Below are 15,987 nucleotides of genomic sequence, written 5' to 3' on the forward strand. Positions count from 1 at the left end.
CGCTTTTTGCAGCAACTCTTTTATTATACCAGTTTGATTAGCGTTTGTCAATAACTTTTTTCAAGTTTTTATCATCAACTGTTTCGCTTCTCAAATTGGCGACTTTACTAATATATCATCTCAATAAGGTAAAGTCAATACCTTTTTTGCTTCAAAAAGCAAATGGGCCTGAGTGGACTTGAACCACCGACCTCACGCTTATCAGGCGTGCGCTCTAACCAACTGAGCTACAGGCCCATATAATCATGGAGCGGGTGAAGGGAATCGAACCCTCGTCATCAGCTTGGAAGGCTGAGGTTTTACCATTAAACTACACCCGCAAAGATGGAAATCTATTTAATTCTGCGATGGTCGGGAAGACAGGATTTGAACCTGCGACCCCATGGTCCCAAACCATGTGCTCTACCAAGCTGAGCTACTTCCCGGAATCATGGCGCGCCCGAGAGGAGTCGAACCCCTAACCTCTTGATCCGTAGTCAAACGCTCTATCCAATTGAGCTACGGGCGCTTAAAACAACATTTTCAAATCTATCATATCCGATTAATCTATGCAAGAACTTTTTGGTGCGGTCGAGAGGACTTGAACCTCCACGGGTTATACACCCACTAGGCCCTCAACCTAGCGCGTCTGCCATTCCGCCACGACCGCAAAGTAAAATGACAGGAAATAAAAGACTGTGATTTAACACAGCTTCTACGATGCGGGTGGAGGGAGTCGAACCCCCACGTCCGAAGACACTAGATCCTAAGTCTAGCGCGTCTGCCAATTCCGCCACACCCGCGTAATTGAATAATGGTGAGCCATGGAGGATTCGAACCTCCGACCCTCTGATTAAAAGTCAGATGCTCTACCAACTGAGCTAATGGCTCATATGAAATGAATTTACTTCTTAATACTAGTTCGTTTAGTTCGGTTAATTATTTATGGTTTCAAAAGAAAAAATGGCTGGGCTACCAGGATTCGAACCTGGGGTACACGGGATCAAAACCCGATGCCTTACCGCTTGGCTATAGCCCAACATCTGGCGGTCCGGACGGGACTCGAACCCGCGACCTCCTGCGTGACAGGCAGGCATTCTAACCAACTGAACTACCGGACCCGACCTATGCAATTAGGATGATGACCCGTACGGGATTCGAACCCGTGTTACCGCCGTGAAAGGGCGGTGTCTTAACCACTTGACCAACGGGCCATTAAAAAATGGCGGAGAAGGAGGGATTTGAACCCTCGCGCCGCTTACACGGCCTACACCCTTAGCAGGGGCGCCTCTTCAGCCACTTGAGTACTTCTCCATATGGCTCCACAGGTAGGATTCGAACCTACGACCGATCGGTTAACAGCCGATAGCTCTACCACTGAGCTACTGTGGAATAAAAGATCAATAACAATTGCAACGAGAAATATAATACAGCATTCTGAGCTAAAAGTCAACATTTTTTTATGATTTTCTCAACGGAAACTATGTAAGTTGAATCCACTGTATGAGACAGCTTAATTAATTTATCACGGATGACATCATTCGTCAATGGTTTATCACCATTTTTTTATATTTATTGTAGTATAATCCTCCCCTTACATTTTCCGCAGCGGTATTTAGATGTATTTATTCTTCTCATTCGTCTATACGTCTGATTACAATTTCTGCATTGATACTCATAATTATACTTCATTTGAGAAGGCAATGGTTTACAATGTCGAGGAGAGCCCGTAGCTTTTAAAAGTTCTTTGAATTCACGATCTCCGTGTTTATATCCTTTTCCTTCTATATGAAGATGATAGTGGCATAGTTCATGCTTTATAATTCCAATAAATTCTGTTTCATCCCTTTCCATCGCATACTTAGGATTGAGTTCAATGGTCTTCCTACCCGGAATATATCTGCCACCTGTCGTTCGTAATCGGGAATTAAAAGATACCTTATGTAAGAAAGGTTTATTGAAATGTACTATTGATAGCCTATCGACTAATTCAAATAACTCGTTATCATCTGGAAGCCTCATCAAAATTCTCTCCTTATCAATAAGCTATTCTAATATTTTAATATACTATCGATTTTATTGCAGCATATTTTTATTCTTTCCTATATTATGTGTCAAAAATGTTATGTTCGTTATTTAAAATTATTGTAATTAAACATTGATTTTTATTTGAATTATATTATAATATTAAGTGTAGATATATTAATACTTAGTAAAAGAGAGGAGATTTACATTGAGTAATAAAAGAAATACTTTGACTACTGCTGCTGGTGCACCAGTAAGTGACAATCAAAACTCAATTACAGCTGGACATAATGGACCTACACTACTACAAGATTTTAATTTACTAGAGAAGCTTGCTCATTTTAATAGAGAACGTATTCCTGAACGTGTTGTGCACGCAAAAGGTGCTGGTGCATTTGGGTACTTCGAAGTTACAAATGACGAAATCTCAAAATATACGAAAGCTGATTTCCTCAGTGAAAAAGGTAAACGTACGGATATGTTTATCCGTTTTTCTACAGTTGCAGGTGAGCTTGGATCCGCAGACACTGTTCGTGACCCTCGTGGTTTCGCAGTTAAATTTTATACAGAGGAAGGAAACTATGATTTAGTTGGTAATAATACACCAATCTTCTTCATACGCGATGCAATTAAGTTTCCTGATTTCATTCATACACAAAAACGTAATCCACAAACTCATTTGAAAGATAAAGACATGGTATGGGATTTCTGGTCTCTATCTCCAGAATCATTGCACCAAGTAACCTATCTTCATAGTGACCGTGGTATTCCAGCCACCTTACGCCATATGAATGGATATGGAAGCCATACGTTTAAATGGGTTAATGAAGAAGGAGAAGCATTTTGGGTTAAATACCATTTCATTAGTGAACAAGGTATCAAAAACCTAGACCCTGCTCTAGCAGATAAAATTGCTGGTGAAAATCCTGATTATCACACAGAAGATTTATTTAATTCGATTGAAGAAGGCGACTACCCTGCATGGAGATTATATGTACAAATCATGCCTTATGAAGATGCTAAAACATACAAATGGGATCCATTCGATGTAACAAAGATCTGGTCTAAAAAAGACTATCCACGTATTGAAGTTGGCCGCATGGTATTGAACCGTAACCCTGAAAACTACTTTGCAGAAGTAGAACAGGCTGCGTTTTCACCTGGTCAATTCGTACCTGGAATTGAAGCATCTCCAGATAAAATGCTTCAAGGGCGTTTATTCGGATACTCTGATGCTCACCGCTACCGCCTAGGTGCAAATCATCATAGCATTCCAGTAAACCGTCCTAAGAACGAAGTAAATAATTATCAACGTGATGGCTTTATGAGTGTAGATGGTAATGGTGGAAACAAACCAAACTATGAGCCAAACAGCGTGAATGGTCCTACAGAAGATAGCGATGCTAAAATTAAGCCATTTGAAGTATACGGAGAAGCTGATAGCGTTGCTTACGACAGTGACGATCACTATACCCAAGCTGGTGACCTTTACCGTCTTATGTCATCAGATGAAAAAGAACGTTTGGTTCAAGCTTTTGTTGATCATATGACTCCAGTTACAAAAGATGAAATTAAACTTCGTCAAATTGAGCATATCTACAAAGCAGATTCTGAATGGGGCGAACGTGTAGCCCAAGGTCTTGGTTTACAAGTTCCAGAAGGCGTAAAATAAGTAACACTAATGAAAGAAGCATGGCCCTTTTGTGAGCCATGCTTCTTTACTTTTCTCCTTCGATCATCGATAAAGCAATTCTTCCCTTATTAATATCTATATTCTCTACCCAAACTGTAATTACATCTCCAACCGAAGCAATATCCATTGGATGCTTAACAAATGAATGAGACATTTTGGAAATATGAACAAGTCCATCTTGTTTCACTCCAATATCTACAAACACACCAAAATCAACAACATTTCGAACAGTTCCTTGCATTTCCATACCTGGCTTAATATCTTCCATTGCTATCACATTCTGCTTTAATAAAGGTTGTGGAAAATCATCACGCGGATCACGCTCTGGCTTCGTTAATGCTTGTATAATATCAATCAATGTCGGTTCGCCAATCCCTAATTGTTCAGAAACTTGCTTAGGATCTATAGCATAAATCCCTTCACGAAGTTTATCTGACCCAATATCGCTTACATCGCAATTTAACATTGTTAACAGGTTTTCCGTGTTTGAATAACTCTCTGGATGAATGGGAGTACGATCAAGCGGGTTATCTCCATCAATAATTCTAAGAAAACCAATGCCTTGTTCATACGTTTTTGCACCTAAGCGAGGTACTTTCTTTAATTGTTTCCGATTCGTATATTTCCCTTCTTCATCACGCTGTTTCACAATATTCGTTGCGACGGCTTTGCTAAGTCCCGAGACATATTGTAATAACGATGCGGAAGCAGTATTTACATTTACACCAACCTGGTTTACTGCTGTTTCAACAACAAAAGATAATGATTCATTTAACGACTTCTGACTCACATCATGTTGATATTGGCCAACTCCTATGGATTTTGGATCAATTTTAACTAACTCAGCTAATGGATCTTGAACACGTCTAGCAATGGATACCGCACTTCTCTCTTCTACTTGTAAATCCGGAAATTCTTCTCGAGCTAGTTTAGAAGCTGAATATACACTGGCTCCTGCTTCATTAACGATAATATATGGCACTTGTAATTTGTTTTTTCCGATAACATTTGAGATAAATTGTTCTGTTTCTCGGGAAGCTGTACCATTGCCAATGGCAATCAACTCAATCTTATAAGTCTTTATGAGCTCCATCACCGTCTTTTCTGCTCCAGCAACATCATTTCTGGGTGCTGTTGGATAAATAACACCTATTTGATGCACTTTACCTGTTTCATCGATCACAGCTAGTTTACAACCGGTACGAAAGGCTGGATCTACACCCAGTACAGTTTTTCCTTTAAGAGGCGGTTGGAGTAATAGGTTCTTCAAATTCTTAGAGAAAACGTCGATTGCTTGTTGCTCTGCACTTTCTGTTAGACTGTTACGAATTTCACGCTCAATAGACGGTTGGATCAATCGTTTATAACTATCTTCAATTGCATGCTTTAAGACTTGAGTCAACGCTTCAGATGTTGCTTTTGTAATAACATTCCTTTGTAAATACTCAATAATTCGTTCCGTTGGTGGGTTTACAGACACTTTTAATATACCCTCTTTTTCACCACGATTCAGTGCTAAAATGCGGTGTGATACAAGTGAACGTATCGCCTCATGAAATTCATAATACATCTCATATACTTGTTTCTCGTCTTTCTCTACATCTTTTTCCTCGGATTCAATCATACCACGTTTAAACGTTTCTTCTCGCATAAATTCACGATATGCTGGCTCCTCTGAAATCCATTCTGCCATAATATCGTTTACTCCTGCTAATACATCTTCAATTGTATGTAATTCTTGTTCTTCTGATATATAGACAGCTGCTTCTTCTTGAATATCTGTAATCGATTGCTGCCAAATCAATTCTGCTAATGGTTCGAGACCTTTTTCCTTAGCTATTGTCGCTCGTGTACGTCTTTTTTGTTTATAAGGGCGATAAAGATCTTCCACTCGTTGTAACTGCATGGCTTGCATAATTTCCTGCTGCAGTTCATCTGTCAATTTCCCTTGATCTTTAATACTGCGCAATACTTCTTGCTTTCTTTCAGCTAAATTAACCGCATAACTCCATTTATCTTGAACAGATTTTATCTGTACTTCATCTAAACCACCCGTTATCTCTTTGCGGTAACGTGCAATAAACGGTACCGTATTACCTTCTTCTAATAATCCAATAACCTTATTTACAATCGAAGTGTTTACTTCTGTCTCTTTTGCCACCCATTGGATTAATTCTTGATTCTGTTCGTTCGCCACACATTTTCCTCCTTTACATCCAAATCTATTTTATCATAAATCGAAAACTGAAGTTGAATACAACCTCACGCTACAAATTGTACGAAGATTCGTTCTCCATTGACGGGATACAAGAAAAAAAGCTGACTCTTTTCATTGTCAGCTTTGCCTAAAATGCATTGCAATAAGTGTTGTATCGTCTTTTCGACTAGAGTCGCTTACATATTCAAAGGTTTGCGTAATTTCATTCACATCTTCTGTCATAATGTATCGTTGAGATAGATCCTTATCCGTTACTCCATCAGAAAACATGATAAACATCATATCTTCCTCCAATTTCTCACGGATAATTTTAAAAGGACGATGATAACCTGCAAGGTACCCAGCATTAGGTATATTTCTCTTCTTTTTTTGCTTATCATTAACCGTTAAAATACCAATGTTGCCAATGGAAGAAAATGAATACATATTGGACTGAAAATCAATCTTCAAAATGCCGATTACTACGCCGCGCTTCCCTTGTAATTGTTTATTACACTCTTTTATGATGCCCTCTATACTTGTGTGCATATTCTGTTTAATAATATCGATCACTATTTGGGATGACTCTTTTGCATACTCACCACTGCCTAATCCGTCGGCTACAGCACATACAAATTCTTTATCTGTCTCTTTATAAAAATAACTATCGCCACAGTAGTAATTTCCTTCTTTCGCTTGTTGAAAGACAGATACTTGTACATGTTGCATTCTTAATCAAAGACCTCTGAGCTCTCAGACTGAATTGCTTCTCTTAATTTACGTAATGAACGACGCTGTAGTCTTGATACATGCATTTGTGAAATCCCTAATAGTTCGCCAGTTTCTTTCTGACTGCGATTTTCAAAATAGGTATACTGAAGAATTTGCTGTTCTCTTTCAGATAAGATAGGTAAAATTTTCTCCAGTAACATTTTTTGATCGATCGAATTATAACCGTCCTCTTCTTTACCAACTAAATCTAAAATAGCTACCGTACTTCCATCAGAATCTGCTTCGATTTTTCTATCTACAGATAATGCTTTATAGCTTTTGCCCATTTCCATTGTCTCTAGAACATCTTCTTCTGATACCTCTAGATAATCCGCTATTTCTTTAACTGATGGAGATTTTTGCGTTTCAGTGGTTAATGTGTCTACTGCTTTTTTTATTTTTGGTCCTAACTCCTTAATTCTCCTTGGTACATGGACACTCCATGTTTTATCGCGGATAAATCGTTTAATTTCTCCAATAATCGTGGGTATTGCAAAGGATTCAAAAGATTTACCAAAAGCTGGATCATACCTACGAACGGCAGCTAGTAACCCAATCATACCTACTTGAACTAGATCCTCATGTATACTACTATTCTTAGAGTACTTACGTGCAATAGATTCTACGAGATCCTTATAGGTGAGAACAATTTTTTCCTGCAGACCTTCATTAGTAGGATCTTGTTGTAACGATTCAATTAATTGGTAAACCTCATCTCTTCCGCTATTGTGTGGTTGAGATTTGGTCGTCATCAAAGCCCACCTCAGTTTCATTTAAATACTTTGTCATTAAAACAATAACCCCATAGTTATTATTTATTTGTACTTTATCCATTAATGCATCGATTAGGAACAGACCAAAACCTCCCTCTTTTAGGTCTTCGATCGAATCCGTATGCTTATAGGGGCCGATTCCGTCTTTCACTTCGTTCAGATTAAAACTACCTCCATGATCAGCTACCATAACTTCTAGTCTATCTTCGTACACGCCAAAACCGATGGTAACTTCTCCATCATCATTGTCTTCATAGGCATGTGTAACGGTATTCGTAATTGCTTCCGATATAGCTACTTTTAGATCTTCAATATCTTCATAAGAAAAGCCCATGCGATTTGCTATCCCCGAAATACTTAATCGCACTACTCCAACATATTCTGCTTTTGCAGGAACTTTTAGTTCAATAAAATCAAATCTTTCCATTATTCACTTCCACCCCGAATCGCAGAATTGATATCCATAATTTCATCTAAACCCGTAATCTTAAAAAGACGAAGCACACGATCTTGAATGTTAACAAGCGTCATTTGACTATTATTCTCTTTGGTCGATTTTAAGGCACTGATAAATATTCCTAAACCTGTACTATCCATGTAATTCACCTGTTCTAAATCCACCTCTACTAAATGACCGGATTGCTTTGTTAAAGGTAGTAATGCTTCTTTTAATTCTGGTGCAGTATATGCATCTATTTCACCTGCGAGGTTAACAATTGACTTATTCGTTTCTTCTACAACATCCACACTTAAATTCATACTCTTCCTCCTATATCAGAACGATATAATTCGTAACTCTAGTTTTTACCCTTTCACAAGGGTTTACCCATTTTATTTAACCATTAAACCTCTCTTCGTATGATTAGTAACGTAAAATCATCTCGTAACTCAAATTCTTGAAGTCGTTCAAAATGTTTAAATACTTGGTTGACCATTTCCTGTGCTGGTAAATGTGCATAGTATCTAATTACTTCTAACACCTCTTCACTTTCAATAAATCGGTCACCATCACGGCATTCTGTAACTCCGTCCGTTAACATAATTACCATATCATCTTTGTTAATATCCATCTCATATTCAGGATACGCTGTATCCGGAGTTACCCCGAGTACAAGCCCTTTTGTTTCAATCTCCTCAAAGGTATCATTTGCAGCATTATAATAATAACCAGGTTCATGACCTGCCGATGCATAACGAAGTTTATGTTCCGAGGGAAGATACTGTGCATAGAACATTGTAATGAACATACTGGGGTCAACATTTCTTTCTACCACACGGTTTAAACTATTTAAAATAGCTTTTGGGCTCATAACATCTTCTGGATAGCTATCCATGGAATACTTAATCATGGACATGCATAATGCTGCTGGAATACCTTTACCAATCACATCAGCCATCGCAATACCTAAAGAACCATCTCTCCCTTTGATAAAGTGATGATAGTCTCCATTCATTTGATGAGCTGGAACGCTAATTATGCCGATGTCTATCCCCTCGATATCTGGCTTCGTTGTACCAAGCAAGGTTTCTTGCATGCTAGCTGCGACCGATATTTCCGATTTTAATTCAGATTGTTTCTCGCGTAATGTTTGATATTCTTGATGAGCAATACCATAGGCAATCATGGCTTCTAGTAAGAAGTTCATTGAATACTGTATGTCTTCACTCAAACTGGGGTATAACTCTTCCAATGCTTGGATATGCATATTAACGATTTCATCTGGTAAGATATTGTTTTGTATAAAGGATTTGCTGGCCTGTTCTACTTCATATAGGGACTGTTCATCCCTTGTCTCCATATATCGCTTCATTAACTCTTTATATGTTTCGGCATCCAATTTCAATATATCGTCCACCTCTCTTCCCCCTATCTCCCTATGAAACCAAGGATTGTTACGATCTAAAACAACACAGGGTGTGTACAATCATAATGTACACACCTTGAGCAAAAAGTCATTCTATCTCACCCATTTAATTGCTTTGACTCTCGTTCCCTTTTCTACTTCGGATTGGAGGTCAAATTCATCCATAAGTCGTTTAACACCAGGTAACCCAGCACCTAATCCACCTGAAGTAGAATACCCATCTTCCATAACTTGTCCAATGTCTTCGATTCCAGGACCAACATCGATCGCTACCATACAAATCCCTTTATGTTCCATGTTATCTATTATTTCAAAACATATTTGTCCATGATCAGCATACAAATAGATGTTTCTAGCCAATTCTGAGATCGCGGTAGCGATACGTGCTTGATCGACAGTCCCAAATCCAATTTTTTTCGCAATATCTCTGCCTAACTGCCTAGCCCCAACAATATCCCACTCTTTATTTATGTTTACGCAAGATTGAGGTTTCATGCGCTATTCCCCCAATTCCTGGTAGAGTTTAATAAGACCCTGTTCTAAGTCTAATGCAGTTGGCACATTCTTTAAGTGTATTCCTAAATCAATTAAAGTCATTGCAACTGCTGGTTGGATACCGGTTAAAACTACCTTTGCCCCCATTAAATCAGACATTGTAACCACATCGCCTAAAACCTTGGCAATGAAAGAATCTATAATCTCTACAGATGTTAAATCAATGACTACTCCAGATGACCCGCTTTTATGGATCTTATCGAGTAAGTCTTCTTGAAATTGAATAGCTGTTTGATCATCTAATTCCGTCTGAATGGAAATTAGCAAATAATTATGGAGCTTTAGTATCGGTATACGCAAGATTCTACTCCCCTTTCAATGATTTAATCATTTGTTCCATGTTATCTTCTTTACTTTCTATATCGACAACTTGTCTGTTGGTTATTTCAAGTGCGGTTCGGAAGCCTTTTTTCAAAGAGCTTTTTGTTGGAAATTTGCCTAAGTCAATTCCAAGGTTTACAATCGTTTGAGCAATTTCTGGACGAATCCCTACTAATATACAAGTAGAACCAATTAAGCGTACTGCTTCTGCAGCTTGAATAATATGGTGAGCCACCATCGTATCAACGACAGGAACTCCTGTAATATCGATTAACACCACTTCGGAGTTATGTTTAATTACACCATCAAGCAAGTTCTCCATAATTAATTTTGCCCGTTCTGTATCAATTGTTCCAATTAACGGCATGATTGTAATACTCTCCATTACTGGAATCAGTGGTGCAGATAACTCTTGAAGTGCTACACGTTGTAAAGAGACCGTATTTTCCCAACTACCGGAATACTCATTAACCAATTGCCTAATCAGCGGCTCTACCCAAGTATCTACACTTCGAAGTACAGATGAGATAAATGCAGAATCCACTTGTTCCGATTGACTTAAAATATAATCTACTGTTACCCTGCGAAATACTTGTAGCCCATCAATGATATAACTTAATGGCCAACCAAGATTAATGATTTTCTCCGAAAAGCTTTCAACCGATTTCGGTGATCCAGCGTTTTTTATACTTGTAAATATAACATTAACAAACTCTCTATTTGTGCTTTCAAATAATTCATCAGATATACTTGAAGTGTAATTCCCATCCTTTAGTGAATGAATTTCACCCATCCACATTTTCACTATGGAATCACTGTTTTCGATCGCAACCTTTTTAAACTTCTCGTCCATTTCCATACCTCCAACGTATTTAGAGATTTGTTTATTTGTTCTTATGTTGTCAAATTATCTGTTTTAGAAAATTGTCGTTCCTGGCTAAAATTGTATAAATTTCACAATAAATTAGTTAAAAAACACTAGTAATGTCAAATTAATTGTAACACAGAAACAAATTCTATATATAATATTATCTTGTAACAAACATAAAAATACCCTTGTTCCGCATAACAAGGGTATCGTCATTGACCATACATATCTTTCAGCCCCAGACTTATTTCTAATGCCTGGTTAATTTTAGTCATCATCTCTTTATCTAATCTTGTAATTTTATCTGTTAGCCGTTGTTTGTCAAGTGTTCTTATTTGTTCTAGCAAAATAACGGAATCACGATCAAACCCATATCGCTTTGCATCTATCTCCACATGCGTTGGGAGTTTAGCTTTTTGAATTTGCGCTGTGATAGCCGCAACAATAACGGTAGGACTGAAACGATTCCCGATATCATTTTGCAGGATCAATACCGGGCGTACGCCTCCCTGTTCTGATCCGACAACAGGGGAAAGGTCAGCGAAATATACTTCGCCTCTTTGTACGATCAAGTGATTACACCCCGATCACTGAGCGTTCCAAGGTGTTTTCTGCCTCCTCTTCAGCTTGAAAAGCTTCTGAAGCAATTGTTAAATTAATGCGGCCCATTTCTTCATAGCCTTTTTGCATATTTTCACGAAATTGTTGGAAATGCTCATCTCTTTTGTGTTGAAGATAGTTTCTTGTAGCCTGACATATGAAATCACTTAAATCACTATTCTCATACTTCATTAGACCATCCACCTCATTTAACAGGTTTTTCGGTATTTTCACTAATACTTCTTGTAAACTCTCTGACAAAACCATCACACCTCCGCCAACTGTTGAACGAACTTTGTAAAAGTCATTTTCAATAATATCATTGAATTCGCCCATTTGCAAAGGGTTGCCCGAATTTTTTCTAAAAAAGTCGTTTGTTTTGTCGTTTAATAGACTTCTATACGTGGTATATGAATAATTTAATCCGTTATGAAGAGCTTTTCCCTAAAGACCTTTATATATTCGTGGAATCCGCTTATTAATCACACAAGGAATCTCATAGTTAATCGTTTCAGCATATTCCGACACCTCATCCATCGGAATAAATGCATCATTCTGGTGACCAATGAAAGTCACTTTTGTTTCAACAGGGTATGCGCGATCCAGCCGTACCATCGTTTGATCCATACAAATCCTGCCTACGATAGGCATTCTTTTTCCGTTAATTAAAATAGAGAACCCTTGCATTTTTCGTAACCAACCGTCCCCATATCCAATCGGAATTGTACCAATCCATTCTTCCTTTTTAGCTGTATAGGTACATCCATAACTTATCGAATCTCCTGCTTGAATCTGTTTCACATGCACCAATTGACTATGCAAAGAGAAGGCCTGCTTCAATTCTATATCTCCTTGTTCTTTAACAGCTTTAGAAGGATACAATCCATACATGGCAATACCAAAACGTATATAATTGTACATACCTTCTGGTAACCGAATAGCACTAGCGCTATTACCAATATGGATATCTAGATTACCATTCCAATTATCTTGTAAAAGCGAGAGCCCCCTTTCAAAGCGTTTTTTTTGTACATCAAAATAGGTTGATTCTGGTTCATCGGCTGTTGCAAAATGGGTGTATACTCCTGTTAAATATATGCTTGAATTTTTATTTAATGCATATAAGATAGCATGTAGTTCTTCTTCCGTTCTTATTCCGATTCTTCCCATTCCTGAGTCAAGTTTTAGATGGAGCTTCAATGGTTTCGTAAATGAATACGTGTTAACTTGCTGTATCCATTCTTGTTGAAAGAATGTTAATGTGATATTCTGCTCTGCAGCAATTATTGCTGATGCTGGTGGCACCCAACCCAGTACTAAAATTGGTGCAGTTATACCAGCATCTCTTAATTCAAGTGCTTCTTCCAATAAAGCTACTGCCAATGCCTCAGCCCCTGAATCTAAAGCTTTTTTGGCAACCGGAATACTTCCATGACCATAACCATCGGCCTTCACCACAGCAATTACTTTTGTATGATTAGGCATCTTATTCTTTATTGTATTTATATTATATGCAATAGCATTCAAATCTATTTCTACCCATGTACTTCTATGTAAATCCACAAATCTTGACTCCCTTCCGAAAACCAATTTTGTCTCCTTTTGCTACTTTTTAGCTCTACCTATTATTTCTTGTCTTGTCAAGGCTGTCAATTCTTTTACGACGTAATACGATTCTGATTCCAAAAATAAAAGCAGACTCTATTTAGTGAGAGTCTGCTTTATTATAATGGCATATTATTTCACTTCTTTGCTTTGTACGGATTGCGCTACTTGGATGAGTTCTTCTTTTGTTAACTCATCGCTAGCTAACATGAAGTCTACTCCATCATGCGTCCACTCGATGGAGTTGTCTGAAATTGCTCCTACCGCAAAACCTAAGTTTACAATTTCGCCTGCTACCTCATTTGGGGATGCCATGGTTTTTTGTGCTTCCGCTTTTTCTTCTACTAAGGTAAAGTTCTTTTCTCCTTCAAATGTTAAAATGACTCTTTCCCCATTTTCAGTTGAAGCTTCTTTCTTTTCGGTTAATTCTGCACCAGCCATGTATGAAGGATAAAATACGGTAAGCGAATTTTCTCCTTTATCACTTGAAACTGGCTCCTCTTGAGATCCACTACTTGCCATATTTTTCTCCATTGAAAAATCGTCATCTTCAAACGATGCTTCTTGATCGAAATTTGAGAACTTCACCTCTACTAAAGCATTTCTATCTTTATCTAGTACATTCACTTGTACAGGCTGTAATGTCTTTTTATCAAAGTAAATTTCTTGAAATGGAAGATTGTTATTGCTTTGATAATTTGTTTTTGTTTTAAACACATAATGGGAATCGGTTACTTCAAATTCCGCTTCTTTATCTTTTTCAATATCATTAATTAATGATTGGTATAGGTATGGTTGACTACTATTTTCCGGCCATTCAGATTGAAACTTAAAACTTTTGCTTAAAGCTGGTGTTAAAACAAATACACCATCCTCATTTTTTAAAATGATTTGGTTACCCTTTTCATCCTCATTACTGGATAACCCTACTCGATACAAATCATCTTTTTTATGCCAAACGTCAATATTAAACATTTGTTGTTCTTGGCCAGTGTTCATACTCATTTCAGCTTTTGCTTTATAGCCATCCATTTCTTCCATATTATCTTTTAGGTCTGCAACCACATCCTCCTGTGTCTTTTCTCCACAGGCTGATAATAATAGAACAAAGCCAAATACAATGATCCAACCACCGATTTTTCTTTTCATGAACATATCTCCCTTGTCTCAATTAAAAAACAAAGGGAACCTTATCACCTAAATACCTCTCAAGAAATGGTACGATAAACGTTAGCTATTCCGTCAATCACATCACTGGCTAATAGATCATGATGAGAGTGCTGATGTTTAATTAAAAGATCTGCGGACTTCCCATGAACATAACAGGCATTACAGATGGCATCAAACATGTCTTGTCTCTGCATAATCATTGCCAATATAATCCCTGTTAACACATCTCCACTTCCCCCTTTAGCAAGACCTGGATTACCAGTCATATTTACCGACTGCTTTCCTTCTGGAGACGTGATAATACTATACATCCCTTTTAAAACCAGATAAACGTCAAACTTTCTAGCAAATTCGGAAGCATAACGAAAAGGTTCTACCAAAATTTCGTTAACATTCGCCCCTAAAAGCATGGCCATTTCTCTAGGATGTGGCGTCATAATGGTAGGGGATTTTCGTCTTTTTAAGGATGTGAGATATGGTTGAATATGATGTAGTCCATCACCATCAATAATAATTGGACAATTGGCTTCACTAACAACATCTCTTACCAACTCACTCGTAAATGCTTTTCTACCCATCCCCATTCCTAATGCGATTGCGTCATAATCTTGTACATTTACTTTCGAATCATTATTGATAAATCCATCTGTCGTAGATAATACGGCATAAGTTGCTTCCACATTCGTAGACGCAATACGATTAATTACATGTTCTGATGTAGCCCCAGTAATTAATCCCGCTCCTGCTCTTAGAGCTGCTTTTAGTGTCATAGAAAGCGCCCCCGGCATTTCCGTGCATCCTCCAATCACCAGTCCCTTTCCATGTGTTCCCTTATGATCATCTGGTTTTCGACCGGGAAAACAATCTCGAACATTCGTCTCGTTCCAAATAGACTTGCTTGTACTTAACTGGAATGCTTTTTTGGGTAAACCAATGGAAACAAGTTCCCATGTACCGTAATAAGGAGATGTATGATTTAAAAACGCACTGATTTTTGGTGCCCCGATAATAAAAGTGTATGTTGCTTCTACTGCACTAAATTCAACTGTACCTTCATCAGCTGGTAAACCAGACGGAACATCTACAGAGATTACCTTTTTGGTTTGTTGGTTAATAAGCGAGACCAATGATAACAAAGGTTCTCTTAATTCCCCTTTCACGCCAATGCCAATCATTGCATCAATAATAATATCTGCATCTAACACCTCTGTTCCATCGATTCCATCGAATAAAGATAGACTGCCTCCACAATTCTCATAAATACGTTTATGAAAAGATGCATCTCCTCGTATTTTACTATCTGGAACCACTTGTAACACATGGATATGGTACCCTTGATCCATCATTGTCCGAGCAATAACAAAACCATCTCCACCATTATTTCCTGCACCAGCTAATACACAGATTTTTTCCTGTTTAGAGCTCATTGCTGTGATCTTCTCAGCAACGGCTCGTCCGGCATTTTCCATCAGCAATTTCCCATCTAAACCAATTTCCTGCATTGCGAACTTATCAATATCGTACATTTCCTTCGCGGTGACAATAAACAATTTGTTCCCTCCTAC

General features: G+C 37.9%; 16 protein-coding genes and 12 tRNA genes. 1 reads left to right on the forward strand and 27 read right to left on the reverse strand.

Translation table 11 applies throughout. The features are described from left to right. Positions 1-163 precede the first annotated feature (163 nt). The 13 genes from M948_RS22460 to M948_RS22520 all read right to left on the reverse strand — a co-directional run bounded on the left by M948_RS22460 (position 164) and on the right by M948_RS22520 (position 2,001). Positions 164-237: transfer RNA gene (locus tag M948_RS22460), tRNA-Ile, on the reverse strand. 9 nt (positions 238-246) lie between these two features. Further along, positions 247-320 (reverse strand) — tRNA-Gly (locus tag M948_RS22465). Between the two features lie 28 nt (positions 321-348). After that, positions 349-425: transfer RNA gene (locus M948_RS22470), tRNA-Pro, on the reverse strand. 6 nt (positions 426-431) lie between these two features. After that, positions 432-508 (reverse strand) — tRNA-Arg (locus M948_RS22475). A 54-nt stretch (positions 509-562) separates the two neighbouring features. Beyond that, a tRNA-Leu gene (locus tag M948_RS22480) sits at positions 563-649 on the reverse strand. A gap of 51 nt (positions 650-700) precedes the next feature. Further along, positions 701-782: transfer RNA gene (locus M948_RS22485), tRNA-Leu, on the reverse strand. Positions 783-794: 12 nt separating this feature from the next. After that, positions 795-870 (reverse strand) — tRNA-Lys (locus M948_RS22490). A 73-nt stretch (positions 871-943) separates the two neighbouring features. Continuing rightward, positions 944-1,018 (reverse strand) — tRNA-Gln (locus M948_RS22495). Between the two features lie 5 nt (positions 1,019-1,023). Next, positions 1,024-1,100, reverse strand: a tRNA-Asp gene (locus tag M948_RS22500). 21 nt (positions 1,101-1,121) lie between these two features. Continuing rightward, positions 1,122-1,193: transfer RNA gene (locus M948_RS22505), tRNA-Glu, on the reverse strand. A 9-nt stretch (positions 1,194-1,202) separates the two neighbouring features. Continuing rightward, positions 1,203-1,293 (reverse strand) — tRNA-Ser (locus tag M948_RS22510). Between the two features lie 3 nt (positions 1,294-1,296). Continuing rightward, positions 1,297-1,371, reverse strand: a tRNA-Asn gene (locus tag M948_RS22515). A 180-nt stretch (positions 1,372-1,551) separates the two neighbouring features. Then, positions 1,552-2,001, reverse strand: coding sequence for a SprT family protein (locus M948_RS22520; RefSeq protein WP_021288577.1), 450 nt, complete (start codon positions 1,999-2,001; stop codon positions 1,552-1,554). Positions 2,002-2,212: 211 nt separating this feature from the next. Between M948_RS22520 and M948_RS22525 the strand changes: the two genes are divergently transcribed. Further along, complete coding sequence (locus tag M948_RS22525; RefSeq protein ID WP_021288578.1) at positions 2,213-3,676, forward strand: catalase; 1,464 nt, start codon at positions 2,213-2,215, stop codon at positions 3,674-3,676. A gap of 46 nt (positions 3,677-3,722) precedes the next feature. Here M948_RS22525 and M948_RS22530 read toward each other — a convergent pair whose 3' ends face one another. From M948_RS22530 to M948_RS22595, 14 genes are all read right to left on the reverse strand, one after another. Continuing rightward, positions 3,723-5,894 (reverse strand): Tex family protein, encoded by a 2,172-nt coding sequence (locus tag M948_RS22530; protein WP_021288579.1) that lies wholly within the window; start codon positions 5,892-5,894, stop codon positions 3,723-3,725. 138 nt (positions 5,895-6,032) lie between these two features. Then, on the reverse strand, positions 6,033-6,623 hold the full coding sequence (locus tag M948_RS22535) for a SpoIIE family protein phosphatase (protein ID WP_021288580.1): 591 nt from the start codon (positions 6,621-6,623) through the stop codon (positions 6,033-6,035). A gap of 2 nt (positions 6,624-6,625) precedes the next feature. Continuing rightward, positions 6,626-7,417 (reverse strand): RNA polymerase sigma factor SigB, encoded by a 792-nt coding sequence (sigB, locus tag M948_RS22540; protein WP_021288581.1) that lies wholly within the window; start codon positions 7,415-7,417, stop codon positions 6,626-6,628. Then, entirely contained in the window at positions 7,389-7,865 is a 477-nt protein-coding gene (gene rsbW, locus M948_RS22545; RefSeq protein ID WP_021288582.1) for an anti-sigma B factor RsbW, read from the reverse strand. Before rsbW ends, sigB begins: the two co-directional genes overlap by 29 nt. Further along, complete coding sequence (locus M948_RS22550) at positions 7,865-8,197, reverse strand: STAS domain-containing protein (RefSeq protein WP_021288583.1); 333 nt, start codon at positions 8,195-8,197, stop codon at positions 7,865-7,867. The genes rsbW and M948_RS22550 overlap by 1 nt, the downstream gene beginning before the upstream one ends. Positions 8,198-8,280: 83 nt before the next feature. Continuing rightward, the gene (locus M948_RS22555; protein ID WP_021288584.1) at positions 8,281-9,294 is read right to left on the reverse strand and encodes a PP2C family protein-serine/threonine phosphatase; all 1,014 of its coding nucleotides are present in this window, start codon (positions 9,292-9,294) and stop codon (positions 8,281-8,283) included. A 102-nt stretch (positions 9,295-9,396) separates the two neighbouring features. Then, on the reverse strand, positions 9,397-9,798 hold the full coding sequence (locus M948_RS22560; RefSeq protein ID WP_021288585.1) for an anti-sigma regulatory factor: 402 nt from the start codon (positions 9,796-9,798) through the stop codon (positions 9,397-9,399). A 3-nt stretch (positions 9,799-9,801) separates the two neighbouring features. Further along, positions 9,802-10,158, reverse strand: a complete 357-nt coding sequence (locus tag M948_RS22565) for an STAS domain-containing protein (protein WP_021288586.1) — start codon at positions 10,156-10,158, stop codon at positions 9,802-9,804. 4 nt (positions 10,159-10,162) lie between these two features. Next, entirely contained in the window at positions 10,163-11,032 is an 870-nt protein-coding gene (locus M948_RS22570) for an RsbT co-antagonist protein RsbRA (RefSeq protein WP_021288587.1), read from the reverse strand. Between the two features lie 227 nt (positions 11,033-11,259). Next, a complete protein-coding gene (locus M948_RS22575; protein ID WP_021288588.1) occupies positions 11,260-11,619 on the reverse strand; it encodes a type II toxin-antitoxin system PemK/MazF family toxin in 360 nt (119 codons plus the stop codon). Positions 11,620-11,623: 4 nt separating this feature from the next. Next, complete coding sequence (locus M948_RS22580; RefSeq protein WP_031334858.1) at positions 11,624-11,908, reverse strand: CopG family ribbon-helix-helix protein; 285 nt, start codon at positions 11,906-11,908, stop codon at positions 11,624-11,626. Between the two features lie 183 nt (positions 11,909-12,091). Beyond that, positions 12,092-13,210: an alanine racemase gene (gene alr / locus M948_RS22585; protein WP_021288590.1), complete on the reverse strand. Its 1,119-nt coding sequence runs from the start codon at positions 13,208-13,210 to the stop codon at positions 12,092-12,094. A gap of 174 nt (positions 13,211-13,384) precedes the next feature. Further along, positions 13,385-14,401: a LolA family protein gene (locus M948_RS22590; protein ID WP_021288591.1), complete on the reverse strand. Its 1,017-nt coding sequence runs from the start codon at positions 14,399-14,401 to the stop codon at positions 13,385-13,387. A gap of 59 nt (positions 14,402-14,460) precedes the next feature. Beyond that, positions 14,461-15,972, reverse strand: a complete 1,512-nt coding sequence (locus M948_RS22595) for an NAD(P)H-hydrate dehydratase (RefSeq protein ID WP_021288592.1) — start codon at positions 15,970-15,972, stop codon at positions 14,461-14,463. Positions 15,973-15,987: the final 15 nt, after the last annotated feature.

Origin of the sequence: Virgibacillus sp. CM-4, assembly GCF_000445495.1 — a bacterium.
Taxonomy (GTDB): Bacteria; Bacillota; Bacilli; order Bacillales; family Amphibacillaceae; genus Virgibacillus; species Virgibacillus salexigens.